The 18,753-nt window shown below is 42.5% G+C and carries 17 protein-coding genes; 12 read left to right on the forward strand and 5 right to left on the reverse strand.

Annotation, left to right across the window (positions count from 1 at the left end; translation table 11 throughout):
• The first annotated feature begins 94 nt into the window (after positions 1-94).
• Complete coding sequence (locus tag FLP08_RS06690; protein ID WP_156275254.1) at positions 95-748, forward strand: DUF4271 domain-containing protein; 654 nt, start codon at positions 95-97, stop codon at positions 746-748.
• A 24-nt stretch (positions 749-772) separates the two neighbouring features.
• Positions 773-1,519 (forward strand): uroporphyrinogen-III synthase, encoded by a 747-nt coding sequence (locus tag FLP08_RS06695; RefSeq protein ID WP_156275256.1) that lies wholly within the window; start codon positions 773-775, stop codon positions 1,517-1,519.
• Positions 1,520-1,593: 74 nt separating this feature from the next.
• Here the strand turns inward: FLP08_RS06695 and pckA are convergent, their stop codons facing one another.
• Both pckA and FLP08_RS06705 read right to left on the reverse strand, forming a co-directional pair.
• Positions 1,594-3,192: a phosphoenolpyruvate carboxykinase (ATP) gene (gene pckA, locus FLP08_RS06700; RefSeq protein WP_156275257.1), complete on the reverse strand. Its 1,599-nt coding sequence runs from the start codon at positions 3,190-3,192 to the stop codon at positions 1,594-1,596.
• A gap of 79 nt (positions 3,193-3,271) precedes the next feature.
• A complete protein-coding gene (locus tag FLP08_RS06705) occupies positions 3,272-3,661 on the reverse strand; it encodes a DUF423 domain-containing protein (protein WP_156275258.1) in 390 nt (129 codons plus the stop codon).
• A gap of 68 nt (positions 3,662-3,729) precedes the next feature.
• On the opposite strand from FLP08_RS06705, the gene FLP08_RS06710 reads away from it, so the two are divergent.
• On the forward strand, positions 3,730-5,103 hold the full coding sequence (locus FLP08_RS06710; protein WP_156275260.1) for a saccharopine dehydrogenase family protein: 1,374 nt from the start codon (positions 3,730-3,732) through the stop codon (positions 5,101-5,103).
• 49 nt (positions 5,104-5,152) lie between these two features.
• Positions 5,153-5,623 carry an Lrp/AsnC ligand binding domain-containing protein gene (locus FLP08_RS06715; RefSeq protein WP_156275262.1) on the forward strand — a complete coding sequence of 157 codons (471 nt, stop codon included), beginning with the start codon at positions 5,153-5,155 and terminating at the stop codon, positions 5,621-5,623.
• Between the two features lie 53 nt (positions 5,624-5,676).
• Here the strand turns inward: FLP08_RS06715 and FLP08_RS06720 are convergent, their stop codons facing one another.
• Positions 5,677-6,369, reverse strand: coding sequence for a zinc metallopeptidase (locus FLP08_RS06720; protein ID WP_156275264.1), 693 nt, complete (start codon positions 6,367-6,369; stop codon positions 5,677-5,679).
• Positions 6,370-6,564: 195 nt separating this feature from the next.
• Between FLP08_RS06720 and pyrH the strand changes: the two genes are divergently transcribed.
• From pyrH to FLP08_RS06760, 8 genes are all read left to right on the forward strand, one after another.
• On the forward strand, positions 6,565-7,272 hold the full coding sequence (pyrH, locus tag FLP08_RS06725) for a UMP kinase (RefSeq protein WP_156275266.1): 708 nt from the start codon (positions 6,565-6,567) through the stop codon (positions 7,270-7,272).
• 25 nt (positions 7,273-7,297) lie between these two features.
• A complete protein-coding gene (gene frr / locus FLP08_RS06730) occupies positions 7,298-7,849 on the forward strand; it encodes a ribosome recycling factor (protein ID WP_156275268.1) in 552 nt (183 codons plus the stop codon).
• A gap of 102 nt (positions 7,850-7,951) precedes the next feature.
• The gene (locus tag FLP08_RS06735) at positions 7,952-10,411 is read left to right on the forward strand and encodes a DUF5686 family protein (RefSeq protein WP_156275270.1); all 2,460 of its coding nucleotides are present in this window, start codon (positions 7,952-7,954) and stop codon (positions 10,409-10,411) included.
• A gap of 76 nt (positions 10,412-10,487) precedes the next feature.
• Entirely contained in the window at positions 10,488-12,902 is a 2,415-nt protein-coding gene (locus tag FLP08_RS06740; RefSeq protein WP_156275272.1) for an efflux RND transporter permease subunit, read from the forward strand.
• Between the two features lie 74 nt (positions 12,903-12,976).
• Positions 12,977-14,419: an asparagine--tRNA ligase gene (asnS, locus tag FLP08_RS06745; protein ID WP_156275274.1), complete on the forward strand. Its 1,443-nt coding sequence runs from the start codon at positions 12,977-12,979 to the stop codon at positions 14,417-14,419.
• A 4-nt stretch (positions 14,420-14,423) separates the two neighbouring features.
• Entirely contained in the window at positions 14,424-15,293 is an 870-nt protein-coding gene (locus FLP08_RS06750; RefSeq protein ID WP_156275276.1) for an RluA family pseudouridine synthase, read from the forward strand.
• A gap of 83 nt (positions 15,294-15,376) precedes the next feature.
• Positions 15,377-16,837, forward strand: a complete 1,461-nt coding sequence (gene rpoN, locus FLP08_RS06755) for an RNA polymerase factor sigma-54 (protein WP_156275278.1) — start codon at positions 15,377-15,379, stop codon at positions 16,835-16,837.
• Entirely contained in the window at positions 16,837-17,475 is a 639-nt protein-coding gene (locus tag FLP08_RS06760; RefSeq protein WP_156275280.1) for a hypothetical protein, read from the forward strand. Before rpoN ends, FLP08_RS06760 begins: the two co-directional genes overlap by 1 nt.
• Here the strand turns inward: FLP08_RS06760 and FLP08_RS06765 are convergent.
• Together FLP08_RS06765 and FLP08_RS06770 are read right to left on the reverse strand one after the other, a co-directional pair.
• The gene (locus FLP08_RS06765; RefSeq protein WP_156275282.1) at positions 17,438-18,157 is read right to left on the reverse strand and encodes a porin family protein; all 720 of its coding nucleotides are present in this window, start codon (positions 18,155-18,157) and stop codon (positions 17,438-17,440) included. The two genes, FLP08_RS06760 and FLP08_RS06765, sit on opposite strands and share 38 nt — an antisense overlap.
• A gap of 90 nt (positions 18,158-18,247) precedes the next feature.
• Positions 18,248-18,730, reverse strand: coding sequence for an ExbD/TolR family protein (locus FLP08_RS06770; protein WP_156275284.1), 483 nt, complete (start codon positions 18,728-18,730; stop codon positions 18,248-18,250).
• Positions 18,731-18,753: the final 23 nt, after the last annotated feature.

The raw sequence follows: 18,753 nt of genomic DNA on the forward strand, positions 1-18,753 counted from the left end.
ATTTTGCACAAATGTAGGTAAATTAAAACTTCAAATCTTTATGATCTGGCCCCGGAATAAAGGTCAAAATTTTACATTTGTAAAAAATTACTTCATGCAGGCAACCGAGAGAGTTTTTGAACATCAGGACTGGATTACCCTATTATTCCTGGCTTGCCTGGTTCTCCTTGTACTTGCAAAAATGCTTTTCCCGCAACGTTTTGAAGAGTTCACCTCACTTTTAAACTCGGGTAAATTTATAGCCTTTAAGGGAAAGGAGAATAAAGCTTTTCATGCTTTTAACATTTTATTATTAAGCCTTCAGGCCATTGCGGTCTCATTGTTCCTATATATAGTTTTTCGCTACTTCAAGGATTTTGAAATCTCGCCTACCATTTTATTTATCAGGATCTTTACCGCTTACACCTGCTTAGTTTTGATCAAGGCGGGAATAGAAAAGATAATCGGAAATATTTTCGAGATGGACGAAAAAATCGATTATTACCTCTTCCAGAAATTTAGTTATCGAAATTTTATCTCAATTTTCCTGTTATTTGCATCTTTATTTTTAATTTACGCCTTCCACCCTACAACTATAATCTTGGGTATAATAGGCGGTTCTGCAATATTTGCAAATGCCTTTGCCCTGGTAATCATTTATAGAAAAAATCAAAGTGTAATTAGCGCGAATTGGTTCTATTTTATTTTGTACCTTTGCGCACTTGAAATAGCCCCTTATATAATTTTGTATAAGCTAATTACAATCTAAAGAGGACCTAATAAAGTTTAATCTATGAAAGTGAAAACAATTTTGGTTTCTCAGCCTGAACCTAAGGTGGAAAACTCACCTTATTTCGAGCTTGAGGAAAAGCAAAAAGTTAAAATTGATTTCATCCCTTTTATTCACGTAGAAGGAGTACCTTCTAAGGAAGTAAGACAACAAAAAGTTGATCTAACCAAGTTCACCGCTATTATTCTTACCAGCCGTAACGCCGTGGACCACTTCTTTAGGATCGCAGAGGAAATGAGATATAAGGTACCAGACACCCTTAAGTATTTTTGTTTAAGTGAGGCAGTGGCCTACTACCTGCAAAAATATGTGGTTTACCGTAAGCGTAAGATCTATGTTGGTAAAAGGACCTTTGCTGAATTGGCACCACTTATCAAAAAGTACAAGAACGAGAAATTCCTTCTTCCTTCTTCAGATATGCTTAAGCCAGATGTTCCAAAGACACTGAACAAATTAGGGGTAGACTGGCAAAAGGCTGTATTTTACAGGACCGTGGTTAGTGATCTTTCTCACCTGAAAGATGTGACCTATGATATCCTGGTATTCTTTAGCCCAAGCGGGATCAAGTCTCTTTTCGAGAACTTCCCAGATTTCAAACAAAACGACACCAGAATTGCTGTTTTTGGTAACACTACCATCAAAGCCGCAAAAGAACATGGCCTAACCGTGAACATCAAGGCGCCAACGCCGGAAACTCCAAGTATGACCATGGCGATAAACAAATATATAAGTGAAGTGAACAAGAAATAGTTCTTTCACTTTCATCTGAAATAAAAAAATCCGGTCTTATGACCGGATTTTCCTTTTTAACTAACAATTTAAAACTACTCTATTGGAGCTCCATTCATGATCTCCTCATTTGCGTACTCTTCAAATTTACTGAAGTTCTTTCTGAAAAAATTTGATAGCTCTTTGGCCTTTCGGTCGTAAGCTTCTTTATCTGTCCAGGTGTTTTTAGGATTAAGCACTTCTGCCGGTACACCTTCACAGGTTTTTGGCATTCTCAATCCGAATATTTCGTGCTTTTCGTACTCAACATCTTCTAGTTTTCCCTGTAAGGCAGCACTGATCATGGCCCGGGTATATTTAAGCTTCATCCTGCTTCCAACCCCGTAAGGACCACCCGTCCACCCGGTATTTACCAGCCAGACGTTTACATTGGCTGCCTTCATTTTCTCACTAAGCATTTCGGCATATTCCGTAGGATGTAAAGGCATGAATGGCGCACCAAAACAAGCTGAAAAACTTGGCACCGGTTCATCCACTCCGGCTTCGGTTCCCGCTACTTTCGCGGTATATCCGCTAATAAAATGGTAGGCCGCTTGTCCAGGAGTCAGCTTACTGATTGGAGGCAATACTCCAAAGGCATCTGCGGTAAGGAAAAATATGTTCTTCGGATTCTTCCCGGTGGAAGGCTCCTGTATATTCTTAATATGGTAAATAGGATAACTCACCCTTGTGTTCTGGGTAATGCTGGTATTGGAAAAATCCACATTTCCTTCTTCGTCCAGCACCACATTTTCCAGAATCGCTCCCGGTTTTATGGCCCTGTAGATATCTGGTTCGTTCTCTTCAGAAAGATTGATCACTTTGGCGTAACATCCACCTTCAAAATTGAAGATGGTATTTTCAGCCGTCCATCCATGTTCATCGTCTCCAATAAGTTTTCTATCTGGATCTGCAGAAAGCGTTGTTTTCCCAGTTCCTGAAAGACCAAAGAAAATGGCCGTGTCACCGTCTTCCCCAACATTGGCTGAACAATGCATAGGCAAAGTGTTCTTATAGACCGGAAGAATGAAGTTCAAAGCAGAGAATATTCCTTTTTTGATCTCGCCGGTATAACCGGTACCTCCAATTAAGGCAATCTTTTTGCTGAAGTTAAGAATGGCGAAATTCTCCTGCCTGGTACCGTCTACTTCAGGATCGGCTTTAAAACCAGGAGCGTTTACGATAAGCCAGTCTTCTTTAAAATCATTCAGTTCACTGTCATCTGCACGCAGGAACATATTGAAAGCAAAAAGATTGGACCATGGATATTCATTGACCACCCTTATGTTCAATCTATAATTATCATCTGCGCAGGCATAGGCATCCCTGGCATAGATCTCTTTACCTCCAAGGTAGTCTGTCACCTTCTTATAAAGCTTATCGAACTTTTCAGGATCAAATGGAATATTGATGTCACCCCACCATACTTTATCCTTAGTGATCTCATCTTTTACAATAAATCTGTCTTTTGGAGATCTACCTGTAAACTCACCGGTATTGATTGCCAGCGCACCAAAAGAGCTTTCAACACCCTGACCAAGTCTTAGGGTTTCTTCCTGAAGTTCCTGTGGAGATAGCTGATAATGTACTGTGGCGTTTTTGATCCCGTAATCCTCTAACGAAATCGTTTTCGTAATTTGAGTGTTATCGACCATAAAAATTTTTAATTCAGTAGTTTGTTTAGGCTTACAAAAGTAAAAATCTTATGTAGATATACTGGTAATCAGGTTCAATTTATTTCTTTTTTAACTTTATAAAATCCAGCAGTAAAAGTAGCCAGCCCAGTATTAGCAGGCTTCCACCCAATGGGGTCACCAAGGCAAAACTTTTAAAATCTATCCCGGTAAGTTCCCCGGTGCTCAGTAAATATATGGATCCCGAAAAAAAGATAACCCCTGAACAAAGCAGGTAAAAGATCCAGTTGATCCTTTTTAGGGCCGAACTATTAACACCTCCAATAATTAGGAGTAAAAAGGCATGATACATTTGAAACCTTACCCCGGTCTCGAAAGAGTTCAAAGATTCTGCTGAAATACTTGACTTTAATCCGTGGGCAGCAAAAGCCCCTAAGATCACCGCAGCAAGACCGAAAATTGCCCCGGTTATTAAAAATCTACTGTTCATTATTTCAATTTTATTTCATTCAAAGTTTTAATACATTCGTCACAACCTACACAAAACTAACTTAATTTATGCGAGAAATTTTAATTGTGGGAGCAGGAAAATCTACCTCTGTTCTCATTAATTACCTGCTGGAGCAGGCCGAAAAGGAAAAGCTTTTTTTACGAATAGGAGACCTTGATATAGAGAACGCGAAGAAGGCCTGCAACGACAGCCCGAATTGCGAAGCATTCAAACTGGATGTTTTTGACCCGGAGAGCCGTGGACCGGCCATCAAAAAGGCAGACATCGTGATCTCCATGCTTCCGGCAAGATTCCATATAGAAGTTGCCCGTGACTGCCTGAAATTCGGAAAGAACATGGTAACCGCCTCTTATATAAGTGACGAGATGAAAGCCCTGGACGAGCAGGTTAAAGAGAAAGGTCTTGTCTTCATGAACGAAATTGGGGTGGATCCGGGCATAGACCATATGAGCGCCATGCAGGTAATAGACCGGATTCGAGAAAAGGGCGGGAAAATGCTGCTTTTTGAATCCTTTACCGGCGGGCTGGTTGCCCCCGAAAGCGACAACAATCTGTGGAACTATAAATTCACCTGGAACCCCAGAAATGTTGTGGTTGCAGGCCAGGGCGGGGTTGCAGAATTCATCCAGGAAGGTAAATATAAATACATTCCCTACCACCGACTCTTCAGAAGGACCGAATTCCTTGAAATTGAAGGCCATGGAAAATTCGAGGGATATGCCAATCGAAACTCCTTAAAGTACCAGAGTATCTATGGACTCGAAAATGCGCTTACCTTATACAGAGGAACCATAAGAAAAGTAGGTTTCAGCCGTGCCTGGAATATGTTCGTGCAACTGGGAATGACCGATGACAGCTTCGAAATGAAAGATTCAGAGCAAATGAGCTACCGCGACTTCATCAACTCGTTTCTGCCTTATTCGCCGAGCGATTCCGTAGAATTGAAGGTTCGCCATAATTTAAAGATAGACCAGGACGATATCATGTGGGATAAGCTCATAGAACTGGACCTTTTTAATCCTAATAAAAAAATTGGCATCAAGAATGCTACCCCTGCTCAGGCCCTTCAAAAGATCCTGATGGATAAATGGACACTTTCCCAGGATGATAAGGATATGATCGTGATGTACCACAAATTTGGATACGAACTTAACGGTGAGAAAAAACAAATAGATTCTACCATGGTTCATATTGGGGAGGACCAGTCTAAAACTGCCATGGCCAAGACCGTGGGATTACCTGTCGCGATGGCTACCATTATGATCCTGAACGGTGAGATAAAGACCCCGGGAGTTCAATTACCAATTAGCAAGGAAGTTTACGGCCCGCTACTGAAGAAACTGGAAGAGCAGGATATTATTTTTAAAGAGAAAGAGACAGAATATTTGGGATATAATCCTTTTGGAGAGGTTGGTAATTAATTTAGACAAGCATTTTTGTATTTTAGCTTAACAATCAAAAAAAATCTCGATGAAAATAGTCAATGACAATGTTAAGCTTGACGGAATTGATAAGACCATTCTTAATCATTTGATGAAGGACGCGAAAAAACCGATCCTGGAGATCGCCAAAAATATAGGCATCACCGGGGCGGCTGTTCATCAAAGACTTAGAAAACTGGAAAAATCTGGCTTGATCGAAGGCTCGCGAATGATGCTTGACGCCCGGCTACTGGGTTATAAGACCATGGCCTTTGTAGGGATCTACCTGGATAAGGCGGTAAGCAACCCTCAGGCAGTGAAGCAGCTTAGCGAAATTCCTGAAGTTATAGAATGTCATTACACCACCGGGAACTGGTCTATTTTCCTGAAGATCCTCTGCCGGGATAACGAACACCTAATGCATGTTCTTAATAAGAACATACAGGCAATAGATGGTGTTTCCAGGACAGAGACCTTCATCTCCCTTAACCAGCAGATCGACCGGCAAATAAAGATATAGACAATAAAAAAGGCTGCTTTTTGAGCAGCCTTTTTTATTTTATGAAATTCAGATTAGTCTCTTCCCATAAAGATACCGATGAAATATAGCAGGGTTGCTAATGAACCTACTGCGGCTACCACGTAAGTACGTGCAGCCCATTTCAAAGAGTCTTCAGCCGCATCATGCTCGGCACTGGTTAACATATTCTCATTCTCCAGCCATACCAAAGCTCTTTTACTAGCATCGTATTCTACCGGCAGGGTAATAAAACTGAATAAGGTTCCCATCGCATACATAATGATTCCTATCAGGAGCACGGTTTGTCCTACTCCTACCCCAACCATGGTCATTAATATAAGACCACCAAAGATGGCCCACTGCGATAATTTTGAGGCAACACTAACCACAGGTACCAGTTTGCTTCTCATTTGCAGCCAGCTGTAAGCCCTGGCGTGCTGCACGGCGTGACCACATTCGTGGGCAGCCACAGCTGCAGCGGCCGCATTTCTTTGAGAATACACCCCTTCACTAAGGTTCACTGTCTTTTTTGAAGGATTGTAATGATCTGAAAGCATTCCCGGGGTAGAGATCACCTTTACATCTGTGATCCCGTTATCCCTGAGCATCTTCTCTGCGATCTCCTTCCCGCTCATTCCATTCTGCAAATGAACTTTCGAATATTTCTTGAATTTACTTTTAAGCCTGTTACTTACATACATGCTTACCAAAAAGATAAGACCGGCAATTATATAATATCCCATCATAGGTGAAAACGTTTTTACTGTTTATGAGATTCAAATATATCAAAAATCTGGCCACAGCTTTCTTATATTATGCGAGCTGACAGGCACGAGCCGTTAATTAATATTAAAAGCATCCTAATCCTTTTCAAAATAATGGCTTTATATTTCACAAATTCAGATATTAGCTATATTTGCAACGATTAACAAAAATCAGCTATGCAATACAAAAGAATACTTTTAAAACTATCGGGAGAAGCTTTGATGGGAAACCGCCAATATGGCATTGACCCGGAGCGATTGGCAGAATATGCAGAAGAAATTCAATCGGTAGTAAATAAAGGTGTTGAACTGGCCATAGTTATTGGTGGAGGTAACATTTTTCGCGGGGTTGCCGGTGCAAGCCGCGGGATGGACAGAGTGCAGGGAGATCATATGGGAATGCTGGCAACGGTAATCAATGGACTTGCTTTACAAAGTGCTCTGGAAGACGCTAATATCCAGACCAGACTTCAGTCAGCTATCAAGATCAACGAGGTAGCTGAGCCTTTTATCCGTAGAAAAGCGATAAGGCACCTTGAAAAAGGCAGGGTAGTAATCTTTGGTGGTGGAACCGGGAACCCTTATTTCACTACAGATTCTGCTGCCGTACTTAGGGCCATTGAAATCAAGGCAGACGTCATTTTGAAGGGAACCCGTGTAGACGGGATCTATACTTCAGATCCTGAAAAGGATAAAGAGGCGACTAAATTCGATTTTATTACATTTGAAGATGTGATCAAGAAAGGCCTGAAAGTAATGGATACCACTGCTTTTACTTTGAGCCAGGAAAACGAATTACCAATTATTGTTTTCGATATGAACAAACCGGGCAATCTGCTGAAAGTAGCGACCGGAGAACGTGTTGGAACCAAAGTGAACTTATAAATCTGAACCAGTAAATTATTTTAAAATGGATGAAGTTGAATTTATTCTAGAAGAAGCAAAGGAAGGAATGGAAAAGGCCATTGCGCATCTTAAAAAACAACTTTCTAATATTCGCGCCGGAAAGGCGAACCCAAGTATGCTTGGGAGCGTAATGGTAGAGTACTACGGTTCTCAAACCCCGCTGCAGCAGGTAGCGAACGTGAATACCCCAGATGCCCGAACCCTTTCTATCCAGCCATTCGAAAAAAGCCTTATTCAGGAGATCGAAAAAGGTATCATGATGGCAAACCTTGGCTTTAATCCTATGAATAATGGAGAAAGTGTGATCATCAACGTTCCGCCACTTACAGAAGAGCGAAGAAAACAACTTTCTAAACAGGCAAAGGCTGAAGCTGAAGACGCCAAAGTAGGTATTCGTAATGACAGGAAGCAGGCGATGCAGGAATTAAAGAAACTTGATATCTCTGAAGATCTTTTAAAAACTTCTGAAGACGAGGTACAGGAGCTTACCAATACTTATATTGAAAGAATCGACAAGATCCTTGAGGTAAAAGAAAAGGAGATCATGACCGTTTAATGTTCTCCAACCTACATAAATTTGCCGGTTTAGGTCTGAAAGAGCTCAGATTTGACCCGGCATTTTTTATTTTATAACAGGCCCAAATCCCCAGCCAGACCTATGCGCTTTTATTTCCTGGTATTTTTATTTTTATGCAATTTTAGTTTACTGGCCCAGACCCGTATCCCTGGCAGGGTGATCAATAAGGATACCCGGGAACCATTGGCTTATGCTAAGATCCAGCTAGGAAATGACATACAGTTGCTGAGCAATATCGACGGGAGTTTTGAAATTCAACTGGACAAGGAAAAGGACAGTCTTCAAATATCATACATAGGCTTTAAAACTATACGAACGGAGGTAAGCCGGGACACCAGGTATCTACAGATTGGGATGCGTCCCAATTATGAGCAGCTGCAAACGGTCAATATTTCTGATGGACGCAAGCTCGCAAATATCATTATTGAAAAAGCTATTAGAAACCGGGAGAAAAATGATCCGGAAATCGCTTTAAACGGATTCAGGTATAGATCCTATTCCAAATTCATCATAGATAACGAGAACGGGGGCATGCAAATGCAGGCCGATTCCACCTCGGCGACCATGGAAACCATTATCAACCAGGGACGCGGCTATCTTTCAGAAAAGGTTTCAGAACATTTTTACACCAAAAAGAATGGCCGAAAGGAGAAAGTGATCGGCCTGGAAACAGCGGGCTTTGAAGAACCGGTCTACAACGTTCTGGCTATGGATGTGAATCCGCTTTCCCTCTACAAGAACAAATACAAGCTGTACAAGACAGATTATGCCGGACCCCTTGGTAACGAGGCATTTAAGAACTACGAGTACAAGATCCTGGACACTACTTCTACGAAAAGGCCTGCCTACGTGATATATTTTAAACCCAGGCGTGAAATGGTTGTGGCAGGCCTGGAAGGAGTTCTTTACCTGGATACCACTTCTTTTGCCATTCAAAAAGCTAAGGCCCAGCTACTGGGCGCCATAAGACTGGAAGTAAACCATAATTACGAATATCATCCTGAAAAAGAGCTATGGTTCCCTTCGGAACAAACCACCAAAATAAGGCCGGGCTCAGGAGGAAAAGAGATCGCTGTTTTTGGAGGCACCATAGGCCTGGGTACTGTACAGCAAAAGAAAGGCGTGCTAGGAGTGATCTTTGGATCAGCTGATGTATCCCGAGACCTATACCTGAACTCCGTCAGCAGGACCTTTGACATCGAGCTTGATTATACAGGAAAGATCGAAAAGCCCGGGGCCGAGATCTACGTGAATCCCGAAGCTATTAAAAGAGATTCGGAGTTCTGGCAGGAAAACCGAAAGATTGAATTCTCTGCACGGGATGAGGCTACCAGCGCAAAAGTAGACAGCCTGATCGAGGCCGGTAATGTGCGAAGAAAGATCGAGGTGAAAAATGCCATCGCGGTTGGTCATTACCCCATTGGATTCTGGGACCTCGATCTTAGCAAGATTTTTAAGTTCAGTAATTACGAAGGTATTCGCCTGGGCGTTGGAGGCAGGACCAACGACAGGTTTTCCGACGATTTCAGCCTGAATGGCTACACCACCTATGGCTTTAAGGACGAGGTACAAAAATACGGGATCGGCTCCAAGATCTACCTGAACAAGGCCACGGGCACCAACCTGCTTTTTTCGGTAAGCCGCGATATACAGGAAACTGCCTCCTTTTATTATTTAAAAGGACAGAACACCTTTGCTATTCTCGAACCAAGGTTTGTAAACATTAACTTCCTGTATAATTACAAAAGGTTTTATGCAGGCATCGAACACAGGATCACCCCAAAGCTGAACGCTGAAATACAGGTGGGCCGGCAAGAGATATGGCAGATCAGGGATTACAGCTACCTGCATGATGGGAAAGAATTCACGAATTATAATCTTTCCAGTATTACCCTTTCATTTTTATGGAGGCCATTTTCCAGGTTTTTAACCACCCCGGAGAGTAATATAGTTCTGGAAAAGAACTTTCCCCAGTTCACGGGACAGATCGAACAGGCGATCTCAGCCTTTGGCGGGGATTTCAGCTTTACCCGAATAGGCCTAAAGGCCGAACATGAGATAAGGAACCTGGACCGGTCCCGGACAGAATTCATCCTGGAAGGGAATTATGGTTTTGGGGACCTTCCGCTTACCCATGCTTTCCATGCCAATCCCAATAATCCGGATAGGGAGAATGTTTTAAGAAGGTTTTCCATTGCGGGCAGAAACAGTTTCGAGACCATGTATTTTAACGAGTTCTTCAGCGAGCGCCAGGCCAGCCTGCATATCAGGCATCAGCTCAGGCCTTTCCTCATCTCTAAAAGCTTTCAGCCAGAAATGGTCTTTATTTCGAGGTTTGCCATTGGTGATTTCGACAACCAGAATAAACATCAGAACATAAGTTTCGACACTCTTAACCATGGGTATTCTGAGGCCGGGATAGAGCTCAATAAGATTCTTGCCGGTTTTGGTCTTGGGGCCGCCTACAGGTATGGCGCTTATCACCTGGACACATTCAAAAAGAATTTCGCCTTTAAATTCACGCTGCAGTTGCAGCTTTAATTGTTGGAAGATTAATCCTTTAATACGAACCAATTAAGTCAGCTTTTTTCTACCTTTGCGCCGCTAAAACACAGCCATGCATAAGATTTTCAGCTTTGGATTTTGGAACTCCATCGCCCGACTTATTCTGAGAAATAGGATCACCATTATAGTTATAATCGCTATAGCCACTTTCCTGCTTTCTACGCAGTGGAAGAACATGCGTTTTTCTTATACGGAAGCTAACCTGATGCCAGATGATCACCCCGTGAACATCAGCTACAACGACTTCCTGAATAAATTCGGGGAAGAAGGAAATCTTATCCTGCTGGGAGTACAGGATTCTGCTCTTTTTACTCCTGAAAAGTTCAATGCATGGAATAAGCTTACCAAAAAACTCACCGAATATCCGGAAGTTGACCATATCATTTCTCCGGCAAGCCTGAAGGAATTAAAGAAATTTGAAGACCCCAAACGCTTCGAAATGGTCCCTGCCCTGGAACAGGAAGAACCAGACAGTTCTGAACTTGAAGAGTTCGAAAACAAGCTTTTTACAGAGCTGCCTTTTTATGAGAACCTGGTTTACAGTTCTCACTCCAATACCATACAGTCTGCACTTTACCTGAACAAGGAACTGGTGAACACCAAGGCCCGGAAGATCTTTGTACTGGAAGAACTGGATCCGCTTATCCAGGAATTCGAAGAAAAATACGATATAGACGTTCGTGTTTCCGGGATGCCCTATATCCGCACCCTGAATGCACAGAACATTGTAGATGAGATAGGCCTGTTTATTCTGGCGGCACTAATGGTAACCTCGCTTATCTTCTTTTTCTTTTTCCGCTCCATCAGAGCGACCTTCATTTCCATGTTCACGGTATGCATCGGGGTGATGTGGGCCTTTGGAGTCATAGGATTGTTGCATTACGAGATCACCATTTTAACCGCGTTGATCCCACCGCTGATCATCGTGATCGGGATTCCCAACTGTATCTTCCTGATCAACAAATACCAGCAGGAGATCAAAAAACACGGAAATCAGGCAAAATCACTACAAAGGGTGATCACCAAGGTCGGGAACGCTACCTTAATGACCAACCTAACCACCGCTTCAGGTTTCGCAACCTTTATACTTACAGATAGCCAGCTACTCAGGGAATTCGGGGTGGTAGCCTCTATCAACATTATCGCCATCTTTGTTTTGAGCCTGTTGATAATCCCAATTATTTACAGTTACCTGAAACCGCCCAAGGACAGGCACCTGAAACACCTCACCAAAAAATGGATTGGTGGATTCGTGGACTGGATGGAAAATATGGTCCGCAACCACCGTATCGCTATCTATATTTCTTCTATCGTACTTCTCGTAGCGAGCATTATCGGGATCTATACCATCAAGATCTCCGGAAGTATCCTGGAAGACATGCCGAAGAACACCACTTTCTACAAGGATGTGAAATTCTTTGAAAGCGAGTTCGACGGGGTGATGCCTTTAGAGATACTGATAGATACCAAAAGACCAAAGGGAGTAATGAAACTCTCAACATTAAAAAGAATGGACGAGCTGGAGCAGTTCATTCAGGACATTCCGGAGCTTTCCAAGCCTCTTTCGGTGAACCGACTGGTGAAATACTCCAAGCAGGCTTATTATAACGGCAATCCGAAATATTATCAGTTACCAAGTTCTCAGGAGCGAAATTTCATCATGCCCTATGCAAAGAGCCTTTCTTCCAACGAAGGCATTATGCAGTCTTACGTAGATTCTACCGGGCAATACGCGAGGATCACCACCTTTATGAAAGACGTGGGCACCGAAAAAATGGAGGAGATCGAGAATGACCTCCTGCCACAGATCCAGAAGATTTTCCCTGAAGACAGGTATGATATCACCATTACTGGAAAGGCACTGCTATTCCAGAAAGGAACCAATTACCTGGTCAAGAACCTGATTATTTCCCTGGGTCTGGCCATACTCTTGATCGCCATACTTATGGCCTGGATGTTCAGGAGTTTCAGGATGATCGTGATCTCCCTGGTTCCAAACTTATTGCCGCTACTGGTTACCGCCGGCGTCATGGGATTTTTGGGTGTTCCCATTAAGCCTTCCACCATCCTGGTGTTTAGCATCGCTTTCGGGATCTCTGTAGACGACACTATTCACTTCCTGGCCAAATATCGCCAGGAACTTAAAGCGAATAACTGGAAGATCAAGCGCTCAGTCTATGCCTCCTTGAGAGAGACCGGGGTGAGTATGTTCTATACTTCCATCGTGCTTTTCTTCGGCTTCTCCGTTTTTATGATAAGCAGCTTTGGTGGAACCGTCGCTCTTGGAGGACTGGTCTCGGCTACCCTGCTTTTCGCTATGCTGGCCAATCTTTTACTATTGCCTTCCCTACTGCTTTCTTTGGAAAGAAGTATCGCGAATAAGGAGGTCCTAAAAGAACCGGCCATGAATATTATTGAATCTGAAGAAGACGAGCAGGAGTATAATTCAAACGGACAAAAGAATTAAAAACGTTAATAAAATGGCCTGCTTGCTAAGCTTCAGGCTAAAAACTATCTTTGTTTTTTCTAAATTTCAACTAAATGATACAAGCAAAAATCGCTGAAATACTGGAAAGCGATCAGTTTTTACAGGAACACCATGTGAAAGGTTGGGTACGCTCTTTCAGGAGCAATAGATTTATCGCCCTTAATGATGGTTCTGGATTAAAAAACCTTCAGTGTGTAATCGATTTTGAAAATACAGATGAGGAGATCATCAAAAGGATAAATGTGGGTGCGGCCATCTCTGTAAAAGGTACTCTCAAGGAGAGCCAAGGGAGCCAGCAGCGTGTGGAAATTGAAGTTAATGAAATTGAGATCCTTGGAGATGCCAACCCTGAAGAGGTTAAATTAACCATTCTTTCTCCCAAGAAACACAGCATGGAGAAGCTTCGCGAACAGGCTCACCTGCGCGTGCGCACCAATACTTTTGGAGCGGTAATGCGTGTGAGAAGCAGGCTGTCTTTTGCTGTTCATAAATATTTTCAGGACAGGAACTTCTACTATGTGAATACCCCAATTATCACCGGCAGTGACGCCGAAGGAGCCGGAGAAATGTTCAAGGTGACCAACCTGGATCTTAAGAACCCTCCAAAAAACGAGGATGGCAGCATAAATTACAAGGAAGATTTCTTCGGAAAGGAAACAAACCTTACCGTTTCTGGGCAGCTGGAAGCTGAAACTTTTGCCCTGGGGCTTGGGCAGGTTTATACGTTTGGTCCAACCTTCAGAGCTGAAAATTCCAATACCTCCAGGCATTTAGCTGAATTCTGGATGATAGAGCCCGAGGTTGCATTTTGTGACCTTGACGGAAATATGGACCTGGCAGAAGATTTCATCAAATTCGTCCTGAAGTACGTACTGGAAAATTGTAAAGAAGATCTTGAATTCCTTGCTGAAAGACAGGAAAATGAAGACAAGCTTAAGCCAAAGGCCGAGCGGAGCGAAATGACCCTTCTAGAGAAGCTGAATTTCGTACTGGACAATAACTTCAAAAGAGTAAGCTATACCGAGGCCATCGAGATTCTTAAGAACTCAAAACCTAACAAGAAGAAGAAATTCAACTATATCATTGAAGAATGGGGTGCCGATCTTCAAAGTGAACACGAAAGATACCTGGTAGAAAAGCACTTTAAGTGCCCGGTCATCCTTTTCGATTACCCTGCCAATATCAAGGCTTTCTATATGAGGCTGAACGAGGACGGAAAGACCGTAAGAGCTATGGACATACTTTTCCCCGGGATTGGAGAGATCGTAGGAGGAAGTCAGCGTGAGGAACGCCTGGACGTACTTAAAGAAAAGATGGCCGAGCTTAATATCCCTGAAGAAGAGCTTTGGTGGTACCTGGATACCCGGAAATTCGGTACTTGTGTACACAGTGGTTTTGGACTAGGCTTTGAAAGGCTGGTACAATTCACTACAGGAATGGGCAATATCAGAGATGTGATCCCTTTCCCTAGAACTCCGCAAAACGCAGAATTTTAATTACTTGAAAATACAAGAAACGCATATAGTTCCTGCAATCTCAAAAGAAATAAGATTGCAGGAATATGCGGTTTCTATCTTCACTACAATCCAAACCCGCAGCAGCCTGAAGAAGGCAATCAAAAAGGGTTTGCTTCTTATAGATGGACAAAAGGCTTCTACAGCCAGCTGGATTAAAGAAGGCCAGAAGATACAGCTTCTCGAGCCAGATATCCAGGACAAGAAAATATACCGCCTGGACCTGGAGGTACTTTATGAGGATGAATACCTTGCGGTGATCCACAAGCCAGCAGGCTATCCTACCAGCGGTAATTTCTTTAAAAGTATAGAAAACGCCTTGCCTCATAACCTTATCAGATCGAATGAACCTGATGCCCTGCACTATCCTCTACCGGCGCACCGGCTGGACAGCCCTACTGCAGGCATACTGCTGTGCGCGAAAACCAGGAATACACTTATAAAGCTTCAGCAGGGTTTTGCAGAAAAGAAAATTCAGAAAACCTATTACGCAGTGGTAAATGGCGAGATCTCCGGTCACAGTACTATAAACTCACCTATTGAAGCTAAGCCTGCGATAACGCATATTCGACCGAAAGAATTCTATAAAATAAATTCAGATCTGTATACGCTGGCAGAAGTAAATCCGTTAACAGGAAGAACACATCAAATTAGAATTCATTTAAGCAGAAATAAGACCGCGATCGTAGGTGATGAAATTTACGGGCAGCAGGAAAACAGCTTTTTCAGGAACAAGAACCTCTTTCTGTTTGCCGGTGGGATAAGTTTTGTTCATCCTTTAAAAAATGAGGAAATGAACTTCAGCATAAAATTGCCAAAAAGGTTCAGGAACCTGCGTAATTACAGGCTGCGTTAACAAAATTTTACCACAAACATAAGCTGTGCCAAAGCGAGTATGGCTCGTATTTTCCTTATTTTTGTTAGAGAAGCAAGATTTTTATGCTAAAGCAACAATTAAATCTCAAATTATCTCAAAAGCTATCTCCGCAGCAGATACAGCTTATGAAACTCATTCAATTACCTACCCAGGCATTTGAACAGAGGATCAAGCAGGAGCTGGAAGAAAACCCTGCGCTGGAAGATGGAAAGGAAGAGAGGATAGATGAATACGACGACCTGGTGAATGACAATTCATCTGAGGACGATTATGATAATGAGACCATAGAAACTGAGATAGACGTTGACGAGTATCTTAGTGACGATGAAATACCAAGTTATCGTCTAAACGCGAACAATTACAGTCCCGATGACGATGACAAGCAGGTGCCTTATGCCGCGGGAACTTCTTTTACCCAGCACTTGAAAACACAGTTAAGCACTATTCGCCTGGACGAGACCGAAGAGGAGATCGCAGAATTCCTGGTGGGTAGCGTGGACGAAAGCGGATACATAAGAAGGAGCATACAGGATATCGTCGATGACCTGGCCTTCACCCAGAACATCTATACAGACGAGGAGAAGGTTGAAAAGGTATTACAGAAAGTACAGCGGCTGGACCCGGCAGGTGTAGGTGCCAGAAGCCTGGAAGAATGTCTTATCATCCAGCTGAATCGAAGGGAAGCAACCAAAGCCGTGGAGCTGGCAAAAGATATACTGGAAAGGTCTTTTGATCATTTCAGCAAGAAGCATTACAAGAAACTGCTTTCACGCCATGATATTTCAGAAGATGAATTAAGGGACGCGATAGATGTAATAGAACATTTGAACCCAAAACCGGGAGGAGCCTATTCGGGCAACACCCGCATGGTAGAACATGTGATCCCCGATTTTACGATTAAGATAGAGGACGGGGAGCTTCAGCTTACCCTTAACGGAAGAAATGCTCCAGAAATGCATATCTCCAGGGATTACAACAATATGCTGAAGGGCTATAAGGAGTCCAAGGAAAAGACCAAGGCACAGAAAGACGCGGTGATGTTCATCAAACAGAAGCTGGACGCGGCAAAATGGTTCATCGAGGCCATCAAGCAGAGACAACAGACCCTAATGGTCACCATGAGCTCAATCATGAACTACCAGAAAGAGTATTTTCTCACCGGGGATGAGCGTAATTTAAGACCCATGATCCTTAAGGACATTGCCGATGAGATAGAAATGGACGTTTCCACCGTTTCGCGTGTGGCAAATTCTAAGTATGTGGACACGCCCTACGGAACCAAGCTTATCAAAGAGTTCTTTTCAGAATCTATGAAGAACGACCAGGGTGAAGACGTATCTACCAGGGAGATCAAAAAGATCCTTGAAATGTCTATTGAAGAAGAGGATAAAAGGAAACCCCTCACAGATGAAAAGCTTGCAAAGGTTTTAAAGGATAAAGGTTACCCGATCGCAAGGAGAACGGTGGCCAAGTACAGGGAACAGTTAGATATCCCGGTAGCCCGGTTACGTAAAGAAATTTAATGAAAGTACTACTTAAGCTTGCCTCCTACTTGTTTCATCCATTGTGGATGCCATTGGCCGGCAGTCTTTTCTATTTCCTTTTCACCCCAAGATTCTTCCCTCAGGAGATCATTAAAGCAAAATTACTGGCCATAGCCATCATTACCATATTTATCCCGATCGTATTCTATTTCCTGCTAAAGAACCTGGGGAAGGCAGGTACGATCTTTCTAGAGAATGTGCAGGAGCGAAAATGGCCCTTGTTCTTCTTTATCCTTCTTAGTCTAATGGTGTTAAACCAGGTGCTTAATATCTATAATTATCCCGGTCTGTTCTATTATTTCGTAGGAATTCTCATCTCTTCAGTATTAGGGTATATTTTCACCATTTTCAATATTAAGATAAGCTTACATATGGTAGGCATGGCAGGATTGCTGATGTTCGTGATCGCATTCTGCACCTATTTCCACCTGTACTTCATCTACACGATAAGTTTCCTGATCATAGCCACAGGATTGACAGCTTCCTCGCGCTTATACTACAAGGCACATAATAAACAGGAATTGTTTCTTGGCTTTCTAACGGGTCTTGTTCCCCAGGCGATGGTTTTCAGCCTATGGTTTACAGAATATAGAATGTCAGACCTATTTTCAGGGTAGAGAGATCTACCGGTTCTCCATCTACTTCAGCATTCTGAAAAAATGGATTCAAAGCATAATAGAACTGGAAATTGAAGGTATTATAGCCAAAGGTAAATGTTGCCCCAAGCCTTAACCGATCCAAGTCGGAAAGGCGGTTCACAATGATCTCCCGATCATCATCCCTGTAACGGCTTCTAAAGTGATAGACATATCCGAGCTTCATCCCCGTATAGATACGCCAAAATTTATAGGTCTCAGGAGTCGAGGTACGCCATCTGAATTCCACCGGAGCCTCAATGAGCTGAGTGGTGAACCTGTTGGTAGAATAATTGGCATCGCCATCAAGGCTTTCAAAAACACCATTGCCTTCTGAATCCTCACTGATGAATAGGTTCTGACCATAGGTATTAATGGACCAGCCAAGGCCAATCCCGAGAGCCACATTCCTTCTCTCGTTCAATGGGAAATCCCGGATAAAACCAACATCAAGCCCCCCGGAAAAGCTTTCCTGGGAAATACTGGATGGTCTATCGGTAATGAGGTTGAAATGAAAACCAGCATAGAACTGATCTTCGCGGTAAAGGCTATCTATGCTAAAGGGAACGGTATCTGGAATCCTAGCCGCCTCCTTTTCCTCCTGGGCAAAGGAAGACAGGGGTAAGAAACAAAAGAACCATAAGATAACTTTACCAGTCTTCATTCAAGTTATTAAATGTAATGTTTAAATATAAAAAAACATCCTGTCTGGTTAAACCCAAACAGGATGCTTTCTATAATTAAATTGAAAAGATTATTCAACGTTCTGCATAGCGTCACCAACTACAGTTGTATAGTTGATCTTAAGTGCTTCTGCTTTTCTCAATTCTTGTTTAATATCTGAAACAAGCCCCATGTTAGTCTCTTCATCTACCTTTAAGGCAGTGGTTAGATAAGGAATTAATTCCTCTCTTTTAGACTCTCTTTCAGAATAAATAAACTGCTGTACTTCTTCAACACTTGCAAATTTATCATTTAACTGAATACGTGCTTCTGTTCCATATTGAGCCTGGTATCTCTTGCTTGGTTTCCCTGCATAGATATACATGATCAAATCTTTCTTGTCAAGTTTCTCAACTTGGTCTGCGAACGGTAATTTGTTTTCGATCATCAGAGTGTTCTGACGCATTACTGTTGCCACCATAAAGAAAAATAAGAGCATAAAAACGATATCAGGTAAAGATGCCGTACTAATCGCAGGCAAATCTCCAGACTTCTTCTTTTTAAATTTAGACATAATTAAAGTCGTTTTCGTTTATT

Source organism: Christiangramia aestuarii (assembly GCF_009735585.1).
In the GTDB taxonomy this organism is placed as follows: Bacteria; Bacteroidota; Bacteroidia; order Flavobacteriales; family Flavobacteriaceae; genus Christiangramia; species Christiangramia aestuarii.